19 protein-coding genes are annotated in these 25,571 nt (G+C 42.6%); 14 read left to right on the forward strand and 5 right to left on the reverse strand.

Features of this window, described 5'->3' with window-relative positions:
* Window positions 1–132 precede the first annotated feature (132 nt).
* The gene (locus tag BDD43_RS10315; protein ID WP_121197597.1) at window positions 133–1,320 is read right to left on the reverse strand and encodes an MFS transporter; all 1,188 of its coding nucleotides are present in this window, start codon (window positions 1,318–1,320) and stop codon (window positions 133–135) included.
* Between the two features lie 265 nt (window positions 1,321–1,585).
* Here BDD43_RS10315 and BDD43_RS10320 point away from each other — a divergent pair, with 265 nt between their 5' ends.
* The 6 genes from BDD43_RS10320 (at window position 1,586) to BDD43_RS10345 (ending at window position 5,921) form a co-directional block, all read left to right on the forward strand.
* Complete coding sequence (locus tag BDD43_RS10320; RefSeq protein WP_121197598.1) at window positions 1,586–2,038, forward strand: PA2169 family four-helix-bundle protein; 453 nt, start codon at window positions 1,586–1,588, stop codon at window positions 2,036–2,038.
* Between the two features lie 262 nt (window positions 2,039–2,300).
* Complete coding sequence (locus BDD43_RS10325; RefSeq protein WP_121197599.1) at window positions 2,301–3,323, forward strand: sensor histidine kinase; 1,023 nt, start codon at window positions 2,301–2,303, stop codon at window positions 3,321–3,323.
* The gene (locus BDD43_RS10330) at window positions 3,320–4,099 is read left to right on the forward strand and encodes a LytR/AlgR family response regulator transcription factor (protein ID WP_121197600.1); all 780 of its coding nucleotides are present in this window, start codon (window positions 3,320–3,322) and stop codon (window positions 4,097–4,099) included. Before BDD43_RS10325 ends, BDD43_RS10330 begins: the two co-directional genes overlap by 4 nt.
* A gap of 110 nt (window positions 4,100–4,209) precedes the next feature.
* Window positions 4,210–5,025, forward strand: coding sequence for a sterol desaturase family protein (locus BDD43_RS10335; protein ID WP_162847029.1), 816 nt, complete (start codon window positions 4,210–4,212; stop codon window positions 5,023–5,025).
* A gap of 48 nt (window positions 5,026–5,073) precedes the next feature.
* Entirely contained in the window at window positions 5,074–5,292 is a 219-nt protein-coding gene (locus tag BDD43_RS10340) for a hypothetical protein (RefSeq protein ID WP_121197602.1), read from the forward strand.
* A gap of 56 nt (window positions 5,293–5,348) precedes the next feature.
* Window positions 5,349–5,921, forward strand: a complete 573-nt coding sequence (locus BDD43_RS10345; protein WP_121197603.1) for a hypothetical protein — start codon at window positions 5,349–5,351, stop codon at window positions 5,919–5,921.
* Here BDD43_RS10345 and BDD43_RS10350 read toward each other — a convergent pair.
* Entirely contained in the window at window positions 5,918–7,087 is a 1,170-nt protein-coding gene (locus tag BDD43_RS10350) for an IS4 family transposase (protein WP_121196589.1), read from the reverse strand. The two genes, BDD43_RS10345 and BDD43_RS10350, sit on opposite strands and share 4 nt — an antisense overlap.
* Window positions 7,088–7,216: 129 nt before the next feature.
* Here BDD43_RS10350 and BDD43_RS29995 point away from each other — a divergent pair, with 129 nt between their 5' ends.
* The 4 genes from BDD43_RS29995 (at window position 7,217) to BDD43_RS10365 (ending at window position 10,004) form a co-directional block, all read left to right on the forward strand.
* Window positions 7,217–7,369, forward strand: a complete 153-nt coding sequence (locus BDD43_RS29995; protein ID WP_162847030.1) for a hypothetical protein — start codon at window positions 7,217–7,219, stop codon at window positions 7,367–7,369.
* A gap of 36 nt (window positions 7,370–7,405) precedes the next feature.
* Entirely contained in the window at window positions 7,406–7,807 is a 402-nt protein-coding gene (locus BDD43_RS10355; RefSeq protein ID WP_121197604.1) for a hypothetical protein, read from the forward strand.
* A 68-nt stretch (window positions 7,808–7,875) separates the two neighbouring features.
* Window positions 7,876–8,925: an alpha/beta hydrolase gene (locus tag BDD43_RS10360; protein WP_121197605.1), complete on the forward strand. Its 1,050-nt coding sequence runs from the start codon at window positions 7,876–7,878 to the stop codon at window positions 8,923–8,925.
* Between the two features lie 14 nt (window positions 8,926–8,939).
* Window positions 8,940–10,004: a serine hydrolase domain-containing protein gene (locus BDD43_RS10365; RefSeq protein WP_121197606.1), complete on the forward strand. Its 1,065-nt coding sequence runs from the start codon at window positions 8,940–8,942 to the stop codon at window positions 10,002–10,004.
* Between the two features lie 306 nt (window positions 10,005–10,310).
* On the opposite strand, the gene BDD43_RS10370 is transcribed toward BDD43_RS10365, so the two are convergent.
* The 3 genes from BDD43_RS10370 to BDD43_RS10385 all read right to left on the reverse strand — a co-directional run bounded on the left by BDD43_RS10370 (window position 10,311) and on the right by BDD43_RS10385 (window position 14,904).
* Window positions 10,311–11,468, reverse strand: a complete 1,158-nt coding sequence (locus tag BDD43_RS10370) for a PepSY-associated TM helix domain-containing protein (RefSeq protein WP_121197607.1) — start codon at window positions 11,466–11,468, stop codon at window positions 10,311–10,313.
* On the reverse strand, window positions 11,468–13,819 hold the full coding sequence (locus tag BDD43_RS10375) for a TonB-dependent receptor (protein ID WP_121197608.1): 2,352 nt from the start codon (window positions 13,817–13,819) through the stop codon (window positions 11,468–11,470). The genes BDD43_RS10370 and BDD43_RS10375 overlap by 1 nt, the downstream gene beginning before the upstream one ends.
* Before the next feature lie 503 nt (window positions 13,820–14,322).
* Entirely contained in the window at window positions 14,323–14,904 is a 582-nt protein-coding gene (locus BDD43_RS10385) for a helix-turn-helix domain-containing protein (protein WP_121197610.1), read from the reverse strand.
* An 868-nt stretch (window positions 14,905–15,772) separates the two neighbouring features.
* On the opposite strand from BDD43_RS10385, the gene BDD43_RS10390 reads away from it, so the two are divergent.
* Genes BDD43_RS10390 through BDD43_RS10405 form a run of 4 tightly spaced genes read left to right on the forward strand, consistent with a single transcriptional unit; the run spans window position 15,773 to window position 25,515 of the window.
* On the forward strand, window positions 15,773–18,943 hold the full coding sequence (locus tag BDD43_RS10390; protein ID WP_121197611.1) for a SusC/RagA family TonB-linked outer membrane protein: 3,171 nt from the start codon (window positions 15,773–15,775) through the stop codon (window positions 18,941–18,943).
* A gap of 3 nt (window positions 18,944–18,946) precedes the next feature.
* The gene (locus BDD43_RS10395; protein WP_121197612.1) at window positions 18,947–20,677 is read left to right on the forward strand and encodes a RagB/SusD family nutrient uptake outer membrane protein; all 1,731 of its coding nucleotides are present in this window, start codon (window positions 18,947–18,949) and stop codon (window positions 20,675–20,677) included.
* 30 nt (window positions 20,678–20,707) lie between these two features.
* Window positions 20,708–23,749, forward strand: a complete 3,042-nt coding sequence (locus BDD43_RS10400) for a SusC/RagA family TonB-linked outer membrane protein (RefSeq protein WP_121197613.1) — start codon at window positions 20,708–20,710, stop codon at window positions 23,747–23,749.
* A 23-nt stretch (window positions 23,750–23,772) separates the two neighbouring features.
* Window positions 23,773–25,515: a RagB/SusD family nutrient uptake outer membrane protein gene (locus BDD43_RS10405; RefSeq protein ID WP_121197614.1), complete on the forward strand. Its 1,743-nt coding sequence runs from the start codon at window positions 23,773–23,775 to the stop codon at window positions 25,513–25,515.
* The last annotated feature ends 56 nt before the right edge of the window (window positions 25,516–25,571 follow it).

Raw genomic sequence — 25,571 nt, forward strand, 5'->3', positions numbered from 1 at the left:
AGTTACTCAAAAATATCAATTACTTCCAATTTACATAAGTTCTATTTCCAATATACATAAACTTTACTTCCAATTTACATGGAAAATGCAGTCGTCAAAGTAACCTATCACACTTCAATAATCTTCGCCCGGCTATTTGGCCATAGCTATTTTACGGCAAAGCAAATGGGCTGTTAGGGCACCGCCCGAGAAGATGAGGCCAATGATACATACGCCCGTCCACTGGTATGCCGACCAGAAATGACTGGCAAGATAGGTGCCTATTGAGCCACCTATAAAGTATGATACCATATAAACCGTGTTAATGCGGTTGCGGGCTTCGGGGTGCAGGGCCAATACCATGGTTTGGTTTGATATATGTGTGCCTTGCACACCCATATCCAACAAAATAACCCCGATAACCAAACCAACCAGGCTGGAGCCGGAGAGCATAAAAACAATGTAAGATACAATAACCGCTGCAATTGTTGCGGTGGTTACATAATAAGGGTCGGTTTTATCACTTATGCGGCCCATTGCCGATGCGCCTAAAGCACCGGCTACGCCTACCAGCCCAAAAAGGCCGGCGGTTTGGCTGCCGGTATCAAACTGAGGTTGTTGGAGCAGGAAGGTAAGGGTTGTCCAAAAGGCGCCAAAGCAGCCAAATACACAGGCTCCCCTAAAGGCGGCCAACCTCAGCTTGGGTTCGTTTTTAAACAAAGCAACCATTGATAGCATTAAGGCGCTATATGTTCCGCTGTATTCTGGTTCAACCTCCGGCAATAAAAAGAAAAGGAATGCCCATATCACAAGCATTAAAGCTGCCGCTATTAAAAACATGGCGCGCCAGCCAAAGTGCTGGCCAATAAAACCACTTAACGTTCGCGATAGTAAAATGCCTATTAGCAAGCCGCTCATTACCTGGCCCACTACTTTGCCCCGGCTATCGGGCGTGGCCAAATGTGCCGCCATAGGCACCAGCAACTGTGGTATCATAGACGATGCTCCTATAAAAAAGCTGGCTACAATTAATATATTAATGTTGGGAGCTATACCTGCGGCAATAAGCGATATGAGGATGAAAACAAAATCAATCATCATTAACCGTTTACGTTTCATTTTATCGGCCAAGGGTGCTAAAAATAACATGCCTGCGGCATACCCCAACTGTGTGAGCATAGAAATGAGGCCGGCTTTATCTTCGCTTACATTAAATGTTTTAGAAACCAGGCTAAGCAACGGCTGGTTGTAATACAGGTTGGCTACAATTAAACCGGTGGCTATGGTTATAACCCAAAGTGTTAACGGGGTGAGGTGCGGATGTGCTGTTTTGCTATTCATGCTTGATAGGGGCAAAGTACCGTAATATGTTTTTGAATTGGGATAATTAGATTTTTTTTTGACCTGCTTATGGAAAACAGGCGGTACCCCTTATGTTTAACTATCTTTTACAAAAACATAGAAAACGAGAATTGCATTAAAATAAAACACCATATTTCCCCCCTGCCGATGCTGGTTGATAAAATAATGAAACTTAAAGTTTTTAAAATTAACCTAAACATTATAAAAGTTTCTTGGTTGTAAATTATATAAAACAATAATCACCATGGAAACTAAAGAAGCAACCGTTGACGCGTTGAACGATCTGGTATTGATCAACAATGATAGGATAGAAGGCTATGAAAAAGCCCTCAAAGAATTGACTGAGCAGGATGCCGATTTAAGGCCTCTGTTTACCAACTACATTCAGCAAAGCCACCAATGTAAAATGGAACTTGGTACCGAGATACAGGCTTATGGCGAAGATATGGAAACTGGCAGCACCAACAGCGGTAAACTGTACCGTGCCTGGATGGATGTGAAGGCTGTATTTACCGGAAGCGACCGTAAGGCTATACTTGCAAATTGCGAGGCCGGCGAAGATGCCGCCCAAAAGGCCTACAAAAGTGCTTTAGAAGACGAAGGGCTTCCGGCTTTTTTAAGGGAGATTATTACCCGCGAAAAAGAGCTGTTAAGAACAGCGCATAACGAAGTGAAATCGTTGCGCGATTTAGCTTAAACAAAAATTAAAACACCAGGCCAAGGGGCCATTAAATTAACCGATTTAATGGCCCCTTGGCCTTTTAAGTGCAAAATTAAACCGGGTTTTTATAAAATTTCAATCGGAAAGCCTGGTTAACTTGATGTTATTACCTATGTGTATTTACACTGCTCCGCTTCGGCTATAGGTTAAGGTGCCATGATTAAGTTCACGCCCGATTTTTTCAGCTTCGCCCTTAAATGATAGCTGTTTGGACAGCTATTTTCAATAACTTTATCTGATGGATAAAAACGAGCTGCGCATTTCCCGATACAGTTCCCTGCTTATTGCCCTGATGATGAATTCGGGCAAGCTGCTGGCCCTGCGCGAGAACGGCATTATTGCCCGTTACTGGCATTTCGACGCGGTTGAGTTGGCGTTCCAGATGTTGTTTAACCTGGCGTTTTGTTACTTATTGTTTTATTTGAATTTACGCAGAAACAAAGCACTTTCAATTTACCACCAGCAAAAGCAGTATGGCTTATACTACTTTGTTAATGGTTTGATTATACTTGGTGCTATGGTAACCGGAAGTTTACTACAACGCACGTTTTTTGGTGCTAACCGGATACCGGGTGGCATTGCCGCGGGTTATCTGGGCCGTTTAGGTTTGAGCACTGTACTGATAACCATTGTTATCAAGCTGATTTTATTGCTGCGCGACAGCAAGAGCAAGGCAATTGAAAACGAACAGCTAAAGAATGCTTACATGCTAGCCGAACTGGAACTGCTGAAGGATCAAATAAACCCGCATTTTTTGTTTAATTCGTTAAGCAGCCTTTCGGGCGTAATCAGGGAGAACCCGGTAATGGCGCAAAAGTATGTACTCGAGTTGTCAAATGTATTTAGATATGCCATCACCAAATCAAAAGTGAATATGGTTACCGTTAATGAAGAGTTAACGATGCTGCGCTCGTTTGCACAATTAATTTATATGCGGTTAGAGGGTGCTTTCCGGTTAATTATTGATGTGCCCGAAGCTTTTTTAGGTTACCAACTGCCCCATTTAACTTTGCAACCCTTGCTGGAAAACGCGGTTAAACATAACGCAGCAACGATTGCTAAACCATTAGAGGTGAAAATTTACATAGAGGCCGGTGACTTGGTGATTAGCAATAATTTACAAGAAATACCGGTGCCCGAAAGCAGTAATGGCGTAGGATTGGGTAATTTGAACGAGCGGTTTAAAATTATGATGCGGCACGAATTGGAAATATTAAAAGCCGACGGGCAGTTTGTAGTTAAATTACCTTTAAACGCATGAATGTTTTACGTGTAGTAATAGTTGAAGACGAGGCTGTAACCGCGCGTAACCTGGCTTATGTATTGCAAAGCCAGGAAGCAGGTTTAACTATTGTAAGCACATTAAGTTCGGTTGCCGAGGCGGTGGCCTGGTTTAATGAATACCCAAACGCATGCGACCTTATTTTTATGGATATTCGTTTAGCCGATGGTTTGTCGTTTGATATTTTTGTGCGCGCCGCCATATCCAAACCTGTTATTTTTGTAACCGCCTATAATGATTATGCCATCCGCGCCTTTAAGAATAATGGGATAGATTATATACTAAAACCCTTTGATGAGCAAGAGATAGCAAAGTCATTACAAAAGTTTAAAAGCCTGGTGGCGCAAAACCCCCAAACGGGTAGCAATACAGACGTAAATTTACTGATGCAGCAGATCAATCAATGGATAAAACCCTATAAACGGTCGTTCCTGGTGCATTTCAGAGAGAAGCTGATCCCTGTAGAAACGCTGCGCATAGCCTGGTTTTACACCGCTAATGAAATAGTGTACGCCCGCACTACCGACGACCGCCAGTATATAATGGACTTTACTATGGAGCAACTGGAGCAACAGTTAGACCCGCAAACCTTTTACCGCGCTAACCGCCAGTTTATAGTTAACCGTAATGCCATTACCGAAATGGATTTCTTTTTTAACGGGCGGTTGCTCATCAAAATAAAACCTGAGCCCGATGAACGCATCCTGGTAAGCAAAGCCCGTGTACCGGAGTTTAAAAGTTGGATGAATAACTAACAATTCGCCCGCTGTTTTTTCAGCTTTACCGTTTTTTAGGTAACGCTGCCCGCTTTTCATGGTCACATTTGTGCAGATGACCGATGATCATCACACAAAAATTTACGATCATGAAAAATCATATAGGTCCATACCGTATTTACATTTTGCTTTTCCTGCTGGTGATTATCACCGCCGAGATTATCTGGAGCTGGCGGAAAGACCGTAGCGCCTATGATGTAAAAGAAACGTTTGCTAACCTGGCCGTGTTTGTTGGTTTCCAGTTCTCTAAATACCTGTTTGCCGGTTACCAGTTAAGCATCCTCGGTTTTTTTGCCCGTTTAGCTCCCTTAAAGATGCCTCATAACGGCTGGATATTCGCGTTTACGTTTATTGCTGCTGATTTTATCTATTACTGGTTCCATCGCGTATCGCACAGCTGGAAGCCCCTATGGGCGTTTCACCTGATCCATCATTCGGCCATGCACATGAACCTTACGGCGGCGTACCGGCTCAATTGGTTTTCGGCCCTGGTTAGCCCGCTGTTTTTTGTGCCGGTTGCTTTGCTGGGTATGCCAATTGATTATATTGTGATTGCTTACGTACTTAACCTGGCTTATCAGTTTTTTTTACATACAGAAGTTGTAGGCACTTTAGGAGTGGTAGAAAAAGTGATGGATACCCCATCATCGCACAGGGTACACCATGGCAGCAACCCTATTTATATCGATAAAAATTTTGGTGGAGTGTTTATTATCTGGGACAGGTTGTTTGGTACCTACCAGCCCGAAACCGAAAAGGTGAACTATGGATTAACCACCGGTTTTTTAAGTTATAACCCTTTTAAACTGGTATGCCATGGTTTCGTATACTGGTTTAAACCTGCAAGTTCGCCTAACCTGCCGGTTAATTCAACCCCCGTTTTAGAGGGTTCACCCCGAAACTAAAAACTCGCCCCGTATTACGTGTCATACCTATAAAAACAAAGTAAAACCATGAAAAAGTTCATTTTAATTATCGCGCTGGCAGTAACAGGTAGTTTATACGCCAATGCCCAAACCCGCGTAGTGGTAACACCCGCCCGTAAAGTTGTGGTAGTACGCAGGCCGGTTAGGCCCGTTGTGGTAGCCCCTGCCAGGGCTGTAGTTGTGCGCCCGCATGTAACCGTAGTACGCCCTGTTGTACGCAAGCGTGTGGTAATCGTTCATCACTAATCAAATAACTGTTTAATTAAAAGTATCAGATAATTAACCTTTAAATATTAAAAACCATGCAACTCACATTAAAAAACAGTAAACTAATAGCCAGTATGCTATTAGCCGCAACACTAAGTGTTAGCCTTAATTCATGCAAAAAGGAAAATAGCTCAACTGATTCTGTTACAGAAGCTGATGCCGCCGAATTGACTACCAGCGCCGTAACGGCCTCCACCGGCGGATTTGCCTTGCAGGTAAACAGTTCGGTAACGGTATACAAAACGGGTACGCAGATCTGCGGTACACAAAAGGACTCCACGATAACCCGGTCGAGCGTAGCAGGCGCAATACCAGCTTACAATTATTCGTTAAAATGGAATTACCTGCTCAACTGTTCATCCGGCCAGTTTACCGCCGGCTTCACCGGCAGCAGCAGTTATAATGGCTTACGCATGTCATCAAACGATAACAGCACCGGTAGTTTGGTATTACAGGCCGCACCAAGCACCTATACGTTAAGCACTACCTATAATCGTACAGGCAACCAAACATCAAAAATTGGCCGTAATTATGCTTTTGCCAGCACGCTGGGCATTACGTCAACCAATATGGTGATTGATAAAGCAACATTATTACTGATGCGTTAAGTTTTACTAAACAAGTTTGATTGTTCTTTGACATTTTGAATGATTTGATCTTCTGTTAATAACTCCTTCAAAGGAGTTTTATCGAAAGCTGAGATCCCAAGAATCTGCATTATTTCGTAAATGGAAAGGGTGCTTTTCAACTTATGCTTTACGCAAGCAACGATCAAGTAAGTGCAGATTGCGACCCAAATGTGAGTATTTACCGCATTTTCCGATTGCCCCCAGAGAGATTTAATGGTCAAATTCTGTTTGATCCATTTAAAAAAAGTCTCTATTTGCCATCTGTTGCGGTACAGCCTTGCAACTTCCAGGGCAGAAACCTCGAAGTTATTAGTCAAGAATATCAGTTCAGCACCTTTTTCATCGTCATAGTATTCCACCAGCCTTAGTTGCTCGGGATAAAGTTTCTTAGACCTGTATCCATTCAACAGGATGGTCTTGTCCCCTCTGAGACCGGATCGTGGGTCAATGTTGAAGTTGCTCTCAATGACAGTGTAATCCATGGTGTCTTTTGCCCGTGTAACAAATGACGCGCCGCTGTTGTGTATATTATATAATGCAATAAAATCGACATAGGCTTTATCCATAACATATATGGCCCCTGAAACCGGAACTATTGTGTCAAGGGCATTGCTGTCGTGGTATTTACCGTCGGTGATCAGGATAAAAGCGGGTATATTCCCCCTTAAGTCTAAAAGCGTATGTATTTTAATAGCACCGCGCGAATATTTTCCGGGAGCCCAACTAAACAGCTTCAGGCTCAGGGAAACCGTTGTAGAGTCTAAAGCAAACACTTCATTGGCAATATCCACATTAGCAACCGGTTCATTGACATAGAGCGGCCTAACCTTTCCGATCAGGTAATTACCGAAATCCGCGAATATCTGGCAATCCCTGTTTTCGTTTGCACGGGATAAAGTAGACTGGTTTACGTATTTCCGGATACCGAGATGGTACAATTTGTTTTTATGGGCTTTTAAGCAAACACAAATATCCCGAAGAGAGTTACGGGAGGTTAACTGCCCAAAGAACAGCTGAATAAACTGGTTCCAACAGTCGAAGTCCCTTGTCCTGAAATCGCCGTTATACTTTGAAACATATTTCTCAAACTCATACCGGTCAACAAAGTGCAAAAGTTGCGCAAAAACGTATTTCCCTGAATTCATCGCCTTATCATAAAAGGCCAAAACTAAAGGTCAAATCAAATCAAAAAATCAAAGAACGGCTATAATATATTTATATTCAGATATTTACAACAAATTTTGAAAACTTAACGCATCACCAATAAAGCAACATTGCAAATACTGTCGGGGAGTGCAACGGTAGCTATTTCGGGTAGTTCCACATCGGGCAAAAGCTTTACCTATAACGGTACTATCACCTTTCTGGGCGGCAATAAAGCCACATTGGTGTTAAATAGCGGCGCATCATATACTATTCAATGGTAAATACTATATTTAATAATACTTAATAGCTTTTGAGATATGAAAAAGATAATTAGCAAATTTAGCACAGCCATTGCATGCGCCATACTTGTTTTGGCGGCTTTAGTGCAACCCGCCAAAGCGCAGGACATGGCCAATATGAAAAATAAAACGCCCGAACAAAGGGCGCAATTTCAAACCGGCTTAATGAAAGGCAAGTTGCAATTGGATACCGTTCAAATAGTGAAGGTGCAAGCCATTAACCTTAAATATGCGCAGAAAATGGAACCCATTATAAAAGGAGATGATGGTAAATTGAAAAAATACCGGGCTGCCATGGCTATCCAAAAAGATAAGGATGAGGAATTAAAAAAAGTGTTCAGCGCCGAACAATACAAGCAGTACCAGGCTTTTGAAGCAGAATTGAAGGCCAAAATGAAAGATAAAATGGGGCAGCACTAACACCGGCATAACCCGGTATTAAACCCGCCCGCACAACTTGTTCACTATTTATTGTTAAAAACATCAAAATGAAATATACCCTGTTTAAACTAAGTTTTTTATTGCTGCTTATAGCCGCTTGTTCTAAAAAGGATGGTTCATCATCTAACAGCGAGCCGACTGATGATGACCTGCAAGGGCCCATTTCCCGTCCCTCATCGGGCTATGGTGCCGACGGCAGTTATAAAGTCGCGGAGATTAATTTTCCTAACACCGAATATCCCGGAACACAGGTTACCATTTTCTATCCCGCCGGAATAACAACAGCCAGGCCCACTATTTTTTACTCGCACCCATACGGCGGAGAAGACAAGGAATACAACCGTGGCCTGTTCGATTTCATTGCAAAAAAAGGCTATGTGGTTGTATTTGTTCCCTATCCGACGACAGACAGCAGCATTGATCATCGCTATTTAACCCTATGGACCGGTTTTACCAAAGCTGCCGCAGATTACCCAAATATAATCGATACCAAAAAAGTAGGTTTTATGGGGCATTCGTTTGGCGGAGGGGCATCCATAGGCTTGTCTTACAAGGCCTTTACCGAAAAAGGATGGGGCCAGGACGGCCGTTTCCTTTTCACGATGGCTCCATGGTACAGCTATCAGATCACCCCTTCGCAGCTAGCAAGCTTCCCGGCTAATACGAAGATGATAACCCAGGTGTATGACGAAGATAACGTTAACGATCACCGGCTGGCCATCGACATCTTTAAAAACATCAATATTGCCAATGCAGAAAAAGACTTCTACTACCTCAAGTCTTCAACGGTGGCCGGCTATAAATATACCACGGAGCATAACCTGCCCAATTCCAGGAGCGCTTACGATGCCTATGATTATTACGGTGTATACCGCTTATTGGATGCACTGATAGACTACAGCTTTAACAATAACCAGGCGGCAAAGAACGTAGCTTTGGGCAATGGTTCGGCCGAGCAGGTTACCATGCCCGGATATAAAGGCGAACTGATGGCTCCGCTGGAGGTTACCGATAATCCCAGCCCTAAATACAGTCAAAGTAGATACCTGTTTCAATGCAACAGTTCTGACAATCCCAGGATCGCCAATTGTAACTAATCAATTCATACAAGTTGAAAAAAATCGTATTCCTATTGCTGATGCTAACAAGGTTGGGGTATGCCTGCGCCCAGCAGCCCTTTACCAAAGTAAATCAATGGCTTGATGTCCACGTTTCCAATATGGGTGGCCGGGTGATCCTGATGGTTTACCATAACGGCAAGATCGTTTATACCCATTCGGTAAACCAGATGGATATGCTGCAAAAGATGGCGACCAAATTTATGGCTAAAAAACAAGGACAAACAGCGGATTTGGATGACTACAGCCCCTCATCCCGCCAGGCTATTGCCAGTTGCAGCAAATGGCTGAGCGCTGCATTGGTGATGACCTTTGTGGATGAAGGTAAGCTACAGCTCACAGATACTGTAGGTAAATTCATACCTATCCTTAGTAAAAATGGCAAGGGGAAAATCACTATTGGCCAGTGCCTGTCGCACCAAACCGGTATCATGGCCGCATCTTTGAAAGACGACCTGGCCGAAATGCGCAGCATCAGTACCATGGACGAAGCCATGCAGTACATAGCGCAGTTACCGATGGAAGGCGAACCCGGCAAAGTATTCCGTTACAGTAACGTGGGCTTGCAAATAGCCGGTGCTGTGATTGAAAAAATAGGCGGTAAAAGCTTTAAAACCTTATTTGCCGAAAGAATTGCAAAACCGTTGAATATGAAAAACACGGATTACGGTACCGGGAAAGTGCCGCTGCCGGCGGGAAGCGGCATTAGCACGCCCGAAGATTATATGAATTTTTTAGTGATGATACTGAATAAAGGCACATTTAACGGCAGGCGGATATTAAGCGAGGCCAGCATTGCCCAAATGCAGATGAACCGTGTTACACCCGATGTTAAAGTAGCCTATTCGCCAACTGAAGCCGGCGGCTTTGGCTACGGCTATGGCGAGTGGACTATGGAAAAGGGCGCGGTAACCAGTCCGGGTTTATTTGGCAGTTTCCCCTGGGTGGATTATAATAAGGGATACGCGGCCTTTATGATGACCTTCTATATTAAGAACGACGGGCGCAACCAACGTTATAAAGAACTGAAAGCATTGGTTGATGAAGCAGTGAAGTAAATTGTAAATATGAACTAGTGTCATGTTAATAGTATTAAGTCTTGAGTGGAAAGTTAGCTTATTCTCTTTCTGACTTAGAACTTAATACTTGTGGCTAAAGACTATCCGTCATTACACTATTAACATGGCACTAGCTACATCCCACTCAGTAAATTGAAGGGCATTTCGGTGGCATCATAAATTGAAAATTAAAAAAGAATGAAATTTAGATTGGTGCTGCATCATCAGTTTTAAAACAGATACTATATGCATTTGAGCACCGGAGTTAAATTTGTAACTTTTAAGCTTTCTGCGGTAATCTAACGGTTATTTGCCGCTCATTCGGGTTGTTTTTTTTCGCCGTCCTAACCAGATCAGGAAGCCCGAGATGGGTAAGAAAGCGCAGAACAGGGCAATGAAAGTAGCCAGTATTTTAGTGGGAAGGCCGTAGATGCTCCCGGTATGTAAGGCATAATTGCTTGTCCGCCATTTCTCGCCCAACTGCTTTTGTGCCTGGGTTTGGGAATAATATAAACGGCCGTTTTGTGAATTGTACAAGTATTCGTCCCACTCATCCCAGCCAGAGCCGGTATTGTAATGAACCACGCAGAAAAGTGCCTGCGCGCTGTCTGGTTTGGCTTGTCCTGGTAAACTAAAACCAATACTTTCCCAATGCGGCACGCGCTTTTCCGCATTTTGGATCAGGCTTTCATAAGTATAAGCACTTTTGATGGCGGGCTTTACACTGGGTTCGGCAAACATCTTTTTCGGGTCCGCACCCAGTAAACGATAAATGCCGCTTTCCCACCAGCTAAACGTCCAGGCGAGACCGGTAGCAGCAAAAAACAAAATAAAGATCCAGGTATAAATACCGCCGATATTGTGCAGATCGTAATTCTTTCGCCGCCAGCGCGTGGTCTTTTTCCAGCGGAACCAAAGCCGTTGTTTTAAAGCCGCTTTATGTTTAGGCCACCACAGCACAATACCGGTTAGGGCCATAACAAACAGGATAAGTGTAGCCGTACCAACTATATAATGGCCTACCTCGTATTTCAGCTGCAACGAAGTGTGCAGGGCATACATAATCCAGATCAGTTCGCGCCGGTTGTCAATAATGCCCAGCACCTTACCAGTATAACGATCCACATAAACCTGTTCGTAAACCAAATAAGCCGATTGATAATACCAGGACGGGTGTGGATTGAGTTTAACTACGTCAAATACGACCGACTTATGCGGATCACGTGCCCTTGCCACGTAGGTAATATCCCGGCCAGGTTCTACCAGCTTCGCACTCCTGATCAAAATATCCATCGGCAGTTCCTGCCGTCCTATTGCCGGTACATAAACCATGTCGCGGTGCAGCCAGTTGGTCAATTCCGTTTGCCAGACGAATACAGCTGCGCCAAATAAACTAATAAAAACCACCAGCCCGGACGCGAGACCGAGCCAGAGGTGTAACTTGCCGGCTATCTTTTTAATCATTAATAGAATTTATAGCTTAGGTTTAACGAATAAGAACGGGTAGGTTGCGGCTGCATAAACGGCCCCCAATAGTACACGTTTGTTAAATTATCCACTTTTAAGCCGATACGGTATTTCCCGCGGTCATAAAAAGCGGTCGAGCTTAATAACACGTATGATGGTACGGTCACCAGGTCCGTATCGTCGCCATACGAACTGCTTGAGTAATTACCGCCAAAACCCAACCCAAAGCCTTTTAAAGATCCTTTACGGAGCGCGTAGCTGGCCCAGCCGTTAATTAAATGCTTAGGAGTGCCATAAGGCCTTTTGCCCTGGATGGCGGCGTCGGCCTTGGTAAATTCGCTGATATTGTAACCGTAGCCCAGCAGAATGTTGAGGCCATTTACCGGGTTAGCTACTAGTTCCGCCTCCAGTCCTTTACTACTTTGCGTTGCATCCTGCAAATAAAAGTTAGTGTTAGCCGGATTGGTACGCAATTTATCTTTCACCAGGATGTCATAATAGCTCAGCGTAGCCGACCATTTATTATTCGCGCTCTCCATTTTAAAGCCACCTTCATATTGAAAGGCTTGTTCGGGCTTAAATAACTTACCATCCTCAGCTTTGGCATTGGTATAGCTAAATCCGTTCTGGTAGTTAGCGAATGCAGATAAAGTACCTTTTATTAGTTGGTAAACTGCACCGAATTTTGGTGACGCTTTAGTTTGACTAAAAGCACCGGTATAAGTGTTTGTATTAATATCATGGAAACCGTGATCGTCGTAATGATCGATCCGCACCGAAGCCAGCACATTCAGGCGATCAGTAATATTAATCACATCTGCGAAATAAACGGCGGAATTAAAGGTGTTCTGATCCGATGGAGATTTCTTTAGCGTATCTATCGCTTTATCAAAAGCCGAACGGCTTACAAAGAGATTGCCCGGCTGTGTATAGTTGATTACATCGAAGTTGGTTGATACATAGTAATACGGGTCCTGGCGGTAAGCGGTATAATCAAACCCTAACAACAAACGGTGACGCATGCCACCGAGCTGCACGTCGCCGGTAAAATTTTGCTGGATTTCCGTTTGGTGATACTTGTCTGATAATAAGCCAACCTGCCGAATCATCTGGTGATCATCTAAAATATATTTATCCAGAAACATCTGATGCGGCGCGTAAACTCCGTTCAAGGTAAAAAGGGTCTGGGATTTCCATTGTTTACTGAACTGGTAGTTAGCTTGCAGGTAAACATTATAATTAGTCAGCTTGGTGTCTATATCATTGCCCTGGTAGCTGCGGTTATAATCCAGCGGGATATCCTTATAGCTTTTGCCAGCCCAGTAAGTATTATCCGCCAGGTTGAAACCATTAATGGAGCCGGTATGGCGCTGATACAGTTCTGCTTCAAAGTTAAAAGTTAGTTTATTGCTGGCTTTGTAGGTAAGGCTCGGCGCGATAAAGTAATTATGCTCAAACCCGGCGTCCTGGAAATTACCGTTATGGTCGGCAGCCGCATTAAGGCGGAATAATACCTTTTTATCGTTGCTTAAGGGCGTGTTCACATCAGCGGTTACGCGGTTTAAACCAAAGCTGCCGCCCGTGTAAGACAGTTCGGTAAATGCGGTGTCTAAAGGTTTCTTAGTGACACGGTTGATTAAACCACCATAAGAGATTACTGAACTACTAAATAAGGTACCCGAAGGGCCTTTGATTACTTCAATCCGGTCGATATTGGCGGGATCAATAGCCGAAAATTGATAAGCAGCTAAACCGTTGCGCATCCAGTTACCGGTGATAAAACCGCGCATCATGGTATAAGAGCGTCCGTTGCCGGCTTGCGCTATAGTAGAGGTGCCTGAAGCATTTCGCATCGCGGTTTTATAATCAACGATGTTTTGTTCACGCAGCAATTCGCTGGAGATCACCGAATATACTTGCGGGTTTTCCAGGTTGGCCAGCGGCATACGTGCCACCATGTCGGATGTTTTATCACCGAATTTTAGCCGGTGGTTAGTGCTTATCACTACATCAGCTAACTGCCTCGCATCCTGTTTCAGGCTAAGATTAACGACCAACGTTTGACCGCCTACAACTTTGACCGACTGCTCATAACCTATCAAGCCTATCGCACTTAATTTCAGGGTATAGGTTCCGGGTTCTATCTTTGTTAACTGGTAATGTCCTTGTTCGTTAGTAATGGTGCCCCTGGTAGTGCCCAATAAACCGATGGTAATAGCGGCGGCGGGTTGGCCATCAGAGGTTTTGATGGTGCCTTTGATGGTTCCGGTTTGGGCGAAAGCGGTGACCGAAGCGAGCACCAAAAGAAAAGTAAAGTAAATGTTCTTACTCCATAGTGAAGAATTCATAGTTTTGTTGAGATGATTAATGGGTTGATGAATCTGTTAACATTGGCCCGGTGTGAAGTTTGGCGATGGATCACCGGGTTTTTTTATTAGCTATTTTGAATGCATAGGCGCTTATTAAACTGTGATGCTGCAAAGTAAATTCTTATTTAGAATAAATCCAAATAAAAATAAAGAACACTTTTTTATCAGAGAATCTGCTATTGATAATTCGGCGAAAGTATACGGGAATATTTACTATTACCTTTAGCTTGCTAACTTATCCGGAAGAGATCATCAAATTACATCGCTGGGTAAGCAGTACATGCCCCTACAGCAACGTACTTTTTACAACCCTTACCATTAAATTTAAACACGTTAAACATCAATATTACCGGGATCGGTACCGAGTGGGTGGGCAAGTAGCCTACGGCATTGGGTTATGCTGGGATGCCATTGTTAACGATAGGCGAAGAAATTGCAGCCAAAATTAGTTCACGTGAAATTTTAAAAATGAAAAATAAAGGTTAATTATCCCCGGTTTCAAAAAAGTAAACAACCAGCATACTGAGTTTAGAAGAGCCTGCATTTTTTGGAGTATGCGGTACACGTCCATCAAAAAGTATTGAATCGCCCGGATGCAATGTATACACTTCGTTGGCTATGTGGTAGTCGGCTACGCCTTCAATAATATATTTGTATTCAAAAGCTTCTGTTTGTACCATGGGCCGGCTGGAACCAACCGTTAATTCAAGCAATACAATATCAACGGTTCCTTTATTAATAGACTGACTAAAAATGCGATTGTAATTAAAACCGATGGCATCCTCCTTTTCAAAAGATACATATTCATCCTTACGCTTTGTTAAAACTATGGGCTGTTCGCTGCCGGTTTTAATATCTTTGAAAAAGACATTAAGGTCGATCCCCAATGCTTTAATAATATCAATTAAAACGATCAGCGAGGGGATGGTGCGGCTGTTTTCAATTTGTGATATTAAACCTTTACTTACATTGGCCTTATCAGCTAATTCCTGTACAGTAATGTTTTTTTCACGTCGTCTTTCTTTTATTCGGTTACTGATTTGGACTATGGTATCTGCTTTCATTATTTTTTGCAGGTGCTAATATAATACTTTGACGGGTGTTATTATTGCTCAGGGAAATCGCCTTAACATCACTTAAAAAAATGAATTTTACATACATTGCCCTATCTTCTTTTTTAGTTTAAAGAAAGTGTTAACACATCGGTTTGAGTCCCTTCAAACTTCAATTATAATCTTCATACATCGTAATACCTCAAAGGATACCAAACCGCTTTACCCTTGCGGTTGCTAAACAGCTACTTAAATTATATTGCTAAAGTTGACGTAAGCAACCATATTAAACAAATATCTGTAAGCCTTGCAATACCGTTAACGGCGGTTTCTGATTTATATTTAAAGTTTCGATTTTCTATAGCTATCGATTTATTTTAGATAAGCAATAGCGGTATTTTACTGCTATTTGGCACTTTTTGGCTCTAAATAAGTCGTTATGTCCCCCTTTTTAAAACCGTTTGTTACCCTCGGCTTTCCTTACTACGCCTTAGTTTTGTTTTAATCAATTATAAGGCCCTTTGGCTTTTTTTAACATTCTAATATTTAATAACGCTACCTACTTATTCTGCTTAGGGTAATAGCTAGTACGTTAAAATTCCCGGATCGTAAACCCGATGTAGGACAAATTGTGATGTTTCAACAAGTTTAAATAAAGGCAAACCAAACTATAAACCAAATTATAAACCATGAATAAACCCAACGTAAAAAATCGGCGAACGCTTCCAATTATCAATTCAACCATAACATCCACACAAAATTATGCTTGAACTTTACTTTAAACCTTCAGGAAACAAATCGAGTCCGCAAACGATGATTTTACCTTTTTTAAAATCAAGTTGCTGCGCTTTTCATTCAAATCCTAAAAAATAAATCAATTATGGATAAAATATACTATCGAGAAGGAATTTTTACGCCCTTTTTTTTAACAATTCCTAAACAACTGTACAAAACTACTATAGCTGCATTATTGCTTAGTTTTATTTGTATTTCCGCACAGGCGCAATCTGTTGTGACTGGTGTTGTAAAAGATGCTAACGGCATTACGCTGCCAGGCGTAAACGTGAGAGTTAAAACTACAACTACCGGTACATCAACAGGTAATAATGGAGAATACAGTATTAAAGTTCCCAATAACAACGTAACACTCGAATTTACTTACATCGGCTACGTTACCAAAGATGTTTTGCTGACGGATAAAACTTCGCTAAACATTGTTTTAGAAGATGAATCTACGAAGCTGAACGAAGTTGTGGTAGTAGGTTACGGCGCGCAGAAGAAGAGTACGCTAACCGGTGCTACCTCACAGATATCCTCTGAGGAGATCATGAAATCACCTGCTATTAATGTAACCAACTCGTTAATAGGGAAATTGCCAGGTTTACAAGCTGTACAAAGCAGCGGGCAGCCCGGTGCGGATGCCGCTACTATTAAGATAAGGGGCGCAGCAACTTTTAACAACTCAACTGCAATTGTGGTGGTGGATGGTATTGAGCGGCCAAGTTTCGGCGATATCGACCCAAACGAGATAGAGACTATTACCGTGTTGAAAGACGCGGCATCAACATCTATATATGGTATAAAAGGAGCAAACGGCGTAATTGTAATAACTACTAAGCAAGGTAAAATAGGCAAGCCACAAGTAACTTATACCGGTAATTATGCTTTACAAACCTACACTGGCTTACCTATAGGGTTAGACTCTTATGATAATGCAAGGCTACAAAACCAGGCATTTAAAAATGATGGGCAGAACGCCCCATGGACAGATGATGAGTTGCAAAAGTTTAAAGATGGGTCTGATCCTTACGGCTATCCGGATGTTAAATGGTTTGATTATTTAACAAAGAAGTTTTACATGCAAACCCAGCATAACATCAACATTAGCGGCGGAACCAAAGTTGCCCGGTATTTTGTTTCGGCGGGTTATGCTTTTCAGGATGGGATCTTTAAAAGTTTTGATTCTCCTTATGGGATCAATACGGTTCCGAATAACAGTCGGTATAATTTCCGTTCGAACCTTGATTTAACACTGAGTAAAGACCTGACGGTGGGAATTAAATTGGGTGGCCGTTTTTCACAAAGGTACCAGCCATCTGGCTTGCTTTCGACATCCGCTTTCTCTTACGATACTATTGAAGGGTTAATTTCCCGTATTTTGCAGGTTCCTTCCTATGCGTATCCGGTAACGTTACCTGATGGGCGCATAGCTCAAAATCCGGGAGTAGGTACCAACATCTGGAATCCATATGCTGTATTGACCCGATTTGGTACCCGTTATGACGATAACAATACTATAGAGAGCACATTTAACATCAACTACAAGCTTGATTTTATTACCAAGGGGCTATCTTTCAAAACCAATTTTGGCTACGACTCTTATTACACCAATGTTGAGCACAGAAACGCCAATTGGGCTGCCTACGTGTGGGACAGAAAAACCGGAGCCATAACGTTATCCACAGATACCCGCAACCGGGATGAGCCTTTAGGCGCCATAACAGTAACTTCACCTGCGGGAACTCCGCCATCAGGTAATACCACAACTAGTATACAAAGTGGTTTTTATTATAACCGCAGTTTTGGACAGCATAGTATATCTGGATTATTATTGGGCGTGCGCCAATTAATTCAGGGGCCAACGGATCCTACCATATCAACAGTACTCACCTCGCCTCCGCAGGCAGCGCAGGGTATAGTTGGCCGTGCAACGTATAATTATGCTGAAAAATATTTTCTTGAATTTAGTGCTGCCTACAACGGATCTGAAAATTTTGAACCTCCATCATACGGTACAGCACACCAATACGGTTTTTTCCCCGCAATTTCTGCCGGGTGGACTTTGAGTAACGAAAGCTTTTTCCCCAAAAACAAAGCAGTAACCTATGTTAAGTTTAGAGGTAGCTACGGTTTAGTTGGTAACGATAAGCTTAATTCTAACCGCTTTTTATTCCTTACTACTTATGGTCCAGGTAGTTCTGTTCTGTTTGGTTCGCCCAATTCAACAACAAGTTATCCAACTAACACCATTAGCGCCCTAGGAAACCCGGAAGTTACCTGGGAAACAGGAACAAAGCGGAATTTAGGATTGGAGACAAGGTTTCTGAATGACAAACTGAAATTGACTGTTGATATTTTTGACGAAACCCGTAAAGATATTTTACAAACGCCAAAAAGTGGCTTGTTGAGTTTTGGTTATACCTACCCCAAGCTAAATGTAGGTAAGGTATATAACAAAGGTTATGAAATTGAGCTTGATTACCAGGGAAGGATAGGGCAGGTAGCATTAGGCATTAATGGACAATTGAGTTATGCTAAAAACGTAGTATTAAATAACGACGAACCGTTAGGCCTGCCCGAAGGCAGTAAAGTGGCCGGAAAAAGTATTGACCAATTTATTGGATACGTAACCGAAGGATTTTATAAAGACGCTGCTGATATAGCCAATTCTCCAAAACCACAAGGAGTTACTCCAATTCCAGGGGACTTGAAATTTAAGGATACTAATGGCGACGGCGTGATTACAACAGATGATTTCCAGGCGATTGGTTATACACCAAATCCGGAGTATATCTACAGTTTTACACCAAGAGTAGCCTATAAAGACATTACACTTTCTGTCCAGTTCCAGGGCGTAGCACATGTAAGTTCAAAATATATTTTGAATGAGCAGAACAACGGGCAGCAAATGTATCCCTTTATGTTGAATTCGTGGACGCCTGACAATGCCGCAACAGCAACCTGGCCGGCACTACATGCGCGTGGTTATACCGGCTCAAACTATGTTTTGAACGATTTTATACTTCAGAACGCGGCTTATTTAAAAATACGAAATGTTGAGTTGGCTTATACGCTACCTAAAAAATGGACAAATGCCCTCAAAATAGCCGGAGCGCGTGTGTATGTAAACGGCACAAATTTATACACCTGGACGCCATTTAAAATGTATGTAGACCCGGAAAACTTAAATATGGTTAATCAAGCCTTCCCACTTACCGCTGTATATCCTTCATCAAGAGTGTTCAACGTAGGTTTAAACATTAATTTTTAAGCAATGAAAAATTACAAAATATATCTATTAGCCATGGTGCTTACTTTTTCGGCATCATGCAAAAAAAACTTTTTAGATCGTACACCCGGAGTTGACCTGGATGAGGCGAAAACGTTTGCCGACCCGGTACAAACGGCCCGCTTTGCCGATAATGCATATAATAGCCTCATCAATGATTATGTCCGTTTTAACGATCACAGGGGTTGTACCTCACAAGCTTCGGATGAAGCTGTATCGGGTAATTCAGAATCAACCGTAACAACATTAACAACAGGTAACTATCATGCCCATGCGTTAAGTGCGGCGCTCAATGACATAACAGGTGTTTGGTCAAGAATGTACACAGGCATAGCCATAACAAATAAAGTATTGGCTCATTTGCCAACTGTTCCATTGCCGGCACCAGGATCTTCTGCCGCAGCTGTTTTTAACCCGATAAAGATTGAGGGCGAAATGCGTTTTTTACGTGCTTTCTTTTACTTTGAATTGGAGAAGAGGTTTGGCGGTGTACCCTTGATGGATAAGGACTACACGGTTAATGATGATATTAATTTTCCAAGAGCAAGTTACGATCAGATCGTTAGTTTTATTCTGTCCGATCTGGCTTATGCATCAAGCGCTTTACCAAACGCTGCCGATTTAACCGCTTCAAATTACGGGCGGGCAACCAGAGGCGCCGCATTGGCGCTTAAGGCCAGGGTATTATTATATGCTGCGAGCCCGCTAAACAATCCAACAAACGATGTAACCAAATGGAAGGCAGCTGCCGAGGCTGCCCAAACAGTGATTGGCCTTAACCAATACAGCCTTCAGGCTACGTATGCTGATCTACTCAATGTTCCTTCATCAACGGAATATATTATGATCGCCATTAGAGGGCCAAGGAATATCAGCAGTCTTTTAAACGATTTTGCCATGTCTCCGGGCTCTGGTGGTGCGCAAGGACAGATGGACCCAACACAAAACCACGTAGACATGTACGAAATGAAAAATGGTAAGGCGATTACCGACCCGGCTTCGACCTACGATCCGCAGAATCCATATGCTAACCGCGATCCGCGATTTTATGCTAATATAATTTACAACGGCCTGCCATGGCAAGGAAGAACCATTGAAATGTGGACTCAGGGAACTACTCACGGTAGAGATTACGATCCGAGCAGTATCATTTACACAGCAACGCGGTACTATTGTAAAAAATACTGGCCAGAGGTTTATAACACGGTTGGTGGCGGAACCTCGCTTATTAATTACATCCACTTCCGCTACGGAGAAGTGTTGTTAAATTATGCAGAAGCTGTAAACGAGGCTTATGGCCCAACCGTGGTTCCACCAGCTTTGTCTGATCTTTCTCTCGTTGATCAGCACCTGTCTGCTACAGACGCCATCAATTTAATTCGCACCCGTGCAGGAATGCCTAGTGTACCAGGTGGGCAAACAACCGCCACCATGCGCGATGTGATACGCCATGAAAGGGCTATTGAACTTGCGTTTGAGGATCATCGCTGGTATGACATTATGCGATGGAGGATTGGAACCCAGGTTATAGCAACCCCAATGTACGGGATGAACGTTGTGAAAAATACAAACGGCACATTTACATATTCAAAGGTTTTGCTGGGTAACCAGTTTCAGAAAACCTACCTGGACTATATGCACCACTATCCGATTCCTAAGAGTGAAATCTATAAAAGTAAGGGTGTACTGATACAAAACCCAGGATGGGAAAACTAAGCATTTATTTACGCTAACAATATCTTTAATATGAAATTATCAAAATTGAAATATATATTATGCGGCCTTTTTTTATGGCTTAGTATAGTACAGGTACATGGGCAGAGCCCTGATGAGCAAACAATGGTAACGGGCAAGGTTGTAAATGAAAATAACGATCCTCTGCCCGGTGTGAAGGTTTACATTCAGGAAGGTAAAGCAGGTAAAAGCGTTAATACGGACGGGGAAGGGAAATTTTACATGAAATGCACTTCGAGCGATGTTTTTGTATTTAAAATGCAGGGTTATTTAACACTTACCAAACCGGCTACAGAAATAAACGAAACCCGCATAAAATTAATTAAAGCATTAATTGATGCCGGCGATGACGACGACGTATACATACCGTTTGGCGTAAGGAAAAGGCGACAGATATCGGCCAGTATTAGTACTGTAAGGGGCGACGAGTTGCCGCAAATACCCTCTTCGTCATTAAATAATGTTCTTACTGGTCGCTTGTCGGGCTTGTTGATATCAGCCAATGGCTCGCAGCAACCCGGTATGGATATATCGAGTTTTTTAATTCGTGGACGTTCATCTTATAACAACAGTCAGGATCCTTTAATATTGGTTGATGGTGCGGAACGCGATTTCAGATCAATGGACCTGAACGAAATTGAAAGCGTTAGTGTACTTAAAGATGCGGGTACTTTGGCCTGGTATGGAATGTACGCTGCTAATGGTGTTGTTTACGTTAAAACGAAGCGAGGCAATGCAACATCTACCAAGGTTACCTTTGACGCGCAGGGCGGTGCTCAAAAGGCATTGCAAATTACCCAGCCCTTAAATTCTTACACGTATGCTACCTTATTTAACCAAGGCTTAGCCAACAGCGGGAATACTGCTAAGTACGATGCCACGGCTTTGAATGCATACCAAACCGGATCAGACCCATACAATTATCCAACAAATAATTTTGTGCGCGATTTTACCCGCAATATAGCTCCAACGCAACGTTATGTAGCAACAGTATCTGGTGGCAATAGCTTTGTTAAATTTTATACTTTACTGAGTTATTTTAACCAGGGAGGAATTTATAAAGGGGGCACAAATAACCTTTATGACGCCAATACAAATTTTGAGAGATATAACCTGCGGACTAACCTTGACCTGCATGTAAATAAAAACCTCGACGTTTCATTGGATATTGGCGGAAGGATTTTTAACCTTCGCTTTCCGCAGGTTGGCACCGGTACTTTTTTGAATACCATTTATAGCACGCCGCCCAACGCCTTTCCGGTGTTGAATGCCGATGGCTCATACGGCGGAACTTCTCTGTTTCAAAAAAATAATCCTTTGGCCATGTTGTCGGCAGCCGGTGTAAGCACAGATCTGACCCGGAATATGCTCACTTCTATATCAGCCAAACAAAAAATGAATGGCATACTGGATGGCTTAAGCTTCAATATTTTCTATTCTTATGATATCACGGGGTTGTACAGATCGGGTTTTGACCAAAATTATGAAGTTTACGATCAAACCGGTGCCCGGTTCGGAACGGCATCAATAGCAAAGTACTCGGCCAATACTTTTTCGGGTAACATTCGCAAAAACGAGTTGTGGGCCGGTTTTGACTACGACCACAATTTCGGTAAAAATGGATTTAATATTTCAACGCGGGCATCGCAGGCCACTTATGCTACATATGGGTCATTACCCAATGATCGCGAAGGTTGGTCAAACCGGATTTCCTATAACTATAGTCAACGTTATTTCCTTGAGTTAACAGGTACAGTTTCCGGGTCGGAGAGTTTTATGCCAGGAAAGCGTTTTGGATTTTTCCCGGCCGCATCAGCGGGCTGGATAATTTCGGACGAAAAGTTTTTGAAAAATGTTAATTTTCTAAGCTTTTTGAAACTTAGAGCCTCATATGGGCTGGTTGGTAACGATGCCCTTACTACGCTGGTGCGCAGATTTGCTTTTATAGATAGCTATAACCGTAGTGCTACCGGCTATAATTTTGGTACAAGTTATACAGCCGTTGGCGGTACTTCGGAAAATGCTTTGGCAAACCCTGATCTTACCTGGGAAAAAGCATACAAAAGTAGTGTAGGCTTTGATGCTAAATTTTTTAAGGAATCGCTTAGCATCAGTACCGACTATTTTTACGAAGACAGGAAGGATCTATTAACAACACCATTGTATCCTAGCATACTGGGTCGCAATTTAGTTCAGTCTAACGATGGGGAAGCATCATATAAAGGCGTTGAAATTAACGCCAATTATAAAACCAAATTTGGTAAGGTTGATTTTAACATTTTCGGTAACTACACCTACAACACGAGTAAAATTATAGCGATAAACGAGGGAGCGGGGCTACCAGATTATCAAAAGGTAAATGGCCACCCTATTGCAAGTGTAGTGCAGGGAACAAGCAATGTTAGGAATTTCTTGCAATCTGACGGGATCTTTCAAAGCCAGGCGCAGATCGACGCTTCGCCAATACAGCGTTTTTCAGCTACAGTACGTCCCGGTGATATCAAATATAAGGATATCAACAACGACGGCGTAATTGATAACCTGGACTTCGTTGCAACTGATTATAATTATGTTCCAAGTGCTTATTATGGTTTTGGTTTTTCGGCCGCTTACCAAAATTTCGATTTTTCAGCATTTTTTCAGGGCACAAGTGGCAGTACGATTAGTGTTCAAAATATTATCAACTCCGGAAATGCAAACAACGGCTACCTGAACCAATTCAGTGTCGACTCTTGGACACCTGCTAATCCTACCGCTAGTTATCCGAGATTGCTGCAGGCAGATAGAGGAAATAATACCCAGAACTCTGATTTTTGGTTAAGGTCCGGAGATTATTTGCGCCTTAAAAATGTTGAAATAGGCTATTCCCTGCCCGCTTCTTTAATCAAGAGAGCTAAACTATCGCAAGTTAGGTTTTATATAAGTGGCTTGAATATGCTGACTTTTGACAAGCTGGGGAGTTTAAATATCGATCCCGAGGTACCTGAAGCAGGATACAATTCTTCCTATCCGTTAATGAAAGTTTATTCATTCGGGCTAAACCTCAAGTTTTAATCAATAACCCTAACATGAAGACAATGAAAAAATATTTATTATTTCTGCTGATAATCGCAGCCAGCTTTTACATAGCGGGATGTAGCAAAGATAAATTTCTGCAAGACGGTTCCACTACTTCTGACGGGTCGCTCACCGAGGCACAGGAATGGGCCAATCCGGATTTTGCGAGGAATTTTTTAAACAACATTTATTCAACCTTGCAGATCAGGTATGATCTTGACGGTAGCGGCGCGATGTTAGCATCGGGCTGTGATGAAGCCGTTAATTCAAACCTTAACTCCTCGATCAATATTTTCAACAATGGGTCTTGGGGGCCAGTGCGCACCATAGATGATGTTTATACCAATATGTACCTGGGTATACATAAAGCCAACATATTTTTGGCTAAGGCCAATGGCAGCGGTATATTGCCTGCGGCCGAATTAACAACCTCATTACCTGCAGACCTTACTTACGATGCCCAGATATTCAGAATACGGGGTGAAGCATTTTTTTTAAGGGCATTTTTTGAATTCGAGTTAGTTAAACGTTACGGAAGCATGGTTATAATTACCAAGAATTTAACAACCAATGACAACCTTGATTTGCCTCGTAACACTTTTGACGAATGCGTAAATGAGATATCCTTGGATTGCGACTCCGCAATTGCACGTTTACCATTGAATACAGCAGCATGGGCAACCAATAATCGTGGCCGTGCCACGCAAACCGCCGCTATGGCCCTGAAAGCAAGGTTGCTTTTGTACGCCGCAAGCCCTCAGTATAATCCATCGGGTGATGTAACCAGGTGGCAAAAAGCTGCCGATGCCGCCAAAGCCTTGATAGACAAGAACGCGCACGCGTTGTATAATTCATACTCCAATATATTTTTATGGAACACAACCAATTCGGCATATAACACCGAGGTGATCTTCGCTACTCAAACGCTTAACGACGCTAGCGTAGAAATGGCCAATGCACCTATAAGCTTTGACGGGGCAACCGGTAGAACAGACCCGAGCCAGAATATTGTTGACCTATTTGAGATGAAAACGACAGGACGCCCAATAGGCGATGCCGCATCTGGTTATTCTGCTTCGGCACCCTATACCAATCGCGATCCCAGATTGGGGTTTGCTGTATTATATAATAGCCCTACTGCAACAACCGGGTTATTTAAAAGTAAGGTGGTTGAAACGTTTATTGGTGGAAAGGATGGCATTGGCACTAACAATAACGCAACTAAAACCGGCTATTACTTACATAAGTTTTTAGCTGATGGAGCGGTTTGGAACTCATCATCTAACACCAATGTGCGTAAACCTTGGGTGCTGTTTAGGTATGCCGAAGTATTGCTCAATTATGCCGAAGCACTTAACGAAGCGCAGGGAACGGCCCAAACAACACAAATATTGTCGGCCTTAAATACAATTCGGGCCAGAACGGGGGTAGCTATGCCAGCTTTACAAACAACAAATCCAACAGGTAATGGTTACGTAGCAAATACCCAGGCCGAATTGCGCAAACGCATACACAATGAACGCGAAGTTGAACTTTGCTTTGAAGAGCATCGCTTTTTCGACGTAAGACGTTGGAAAGAAGCAGATGTAACTTTCAATCAGCCTATTATAGGTATGCAGATCACAAAAAGTTCGGCCGGTGTTTATACATACCAAACTTTTACCGTAGAAAACAGAACGTTTGCTGCTAAAAATTACCTGTATCCAGTTTCTCAAACCGAGTTAAACAAAGCTCCCAACTTAAAACAAAACCCCGGATATTAATTACCCAGGCCATACCATTTTTAATGGTACGGCCTTATTTACATTTCTGGTGAAAT

The organism is Mucilaginibacter gracilis (assembly GCF_003633615.1).
Classification (GTDB): domain Bacteria; phylum Bacteroidota; class Bacteroidia; order Sphingobacteriales; family Sphingobacteriaceae; genus Mucilaginibacter; species Mucilaginibacter gracilis.

Excerpts from the sequence above, each read along its gene's own strand:
- BDD43_RS10315 (WP_121197597.1), bottom strand. The coding sequence starts at position 1,320 with ATGAATAGCAAAACAGCACATCCGCACCTCACCCCGTTAACACTTTGG.
- BDD43_RS10320 (WP_121197598.1), top strand. The coding sequence starts at position 1,586 with ATGGAAACTAAAGAAGCAACCGTTGACGCGTTGAACGATCTGGTATTG.
- BDD43_RS10325 (WP_121197599.1), top strand. The coding sequence starts at position 2,301 with ATGGATAAAAACGAGCTGCGCATTTCCCGATACAGTTCCCTGCTTATT.
- BDD43_RS10330 (WP_121197600.1), top strand. The coding sequence starts at position 3,320 with ATGAATGTTTTACGTGTAGTAATAGTTGAAGACGAGGCTGTAACCGCG.
- BDD43_RS10335 (WP_162847029.1), top strand. The coding sequence starts at position 4,210 with ATGAAAAATCATATAGGTCCATACCGTATTTACATTTTGCTTTTCCTG.
- BDD43_RS10340 (WP_121197602.1), top strand. The coding sequence starts at position 5,074 with ATGAAAAAGTTCATTTTAATTATCGCGCTGGCAGTAACAGGTAGTTTA.
- BDD43_RS10345 (WP_121197603.1), top strand. The coding sequence starts at position 5,349 with ATGCAACTCACATTAAAAAACAGTAAACTAATAGCCAGTATGCTATTA.
- BDD43_RS10350 (WP_121196589.1), bottom strand. The coding sequence starts at position 7,087 with ATGAATTCAGGGAAATACGTTTTTGCGCAACTTTTGCACTTTGTTGAC.
- BDD43_RS10355 (WP_121197604.1), top strand. The coding sequence starts at position 7,406 with ATGAAAAAGATAATTAGCAAATTTAGCACAGCCATTGCATGCGCCATA.
- BDD43_RS10360 (WP_121197605.1), top strand. The coding sequence starts at position 7,876 with ATGAAATATACCCTGTTTAAACTAAGTTTTTTATTGCTGCTTATAGCC.
- BDD43_RS10370 (WP_121197607.1), bottom strand. The coding sequence starts at position 11,468 with ATGATTAAAAAGATAGCCGGCAAGTTACACCTCTGGCTCGGTCTCGCG.
- BDD43_RS10375 (WP_121197608.1), bottom strand. The coding sequence starts at position 13,819 with ATGAATTCTTCACTATGGAGTAAGAACATTTACTTTACTTTTCTTTTG.
- BDD43_RS10385 (WP_121197610.1), bottom strand. The coding sequence starts at position 14,904 with ATGAAAGCAGATACCATAGTCCAAATCAGTAACCGAATAAAAGAAAGA.
- BDD43_RS10390 (WP_121197611.1), top strand. The coding sequence starts at position 15,773 with ATGGATAAAATATACTATCGAGAAGGAATTTTTACGCCCTTTTTTTTA.
- BDD43_RS10395 (WP_121197612.1), top strand. The coding sequence starts at position 18,947 with ATGAAAAATTACAAAATATATCTATTAGCCATGGTGCTTACTTTTTCG.
- BDD43_RS10400 (WP_121197613.1), top strand. The coding sequence starts at position 20,708 with ATGAAATTATCAAAATTGAAATATATATTATGCGGCCTTTTTTTATGG.
- BDD43_RS10405 (WP_121197614.1), top strand. The coding sequence starts at position 23,773 with ATGAAAAAATATTTATTATTTCTGCTGATAATCGCAGCCAGCTTTTAC.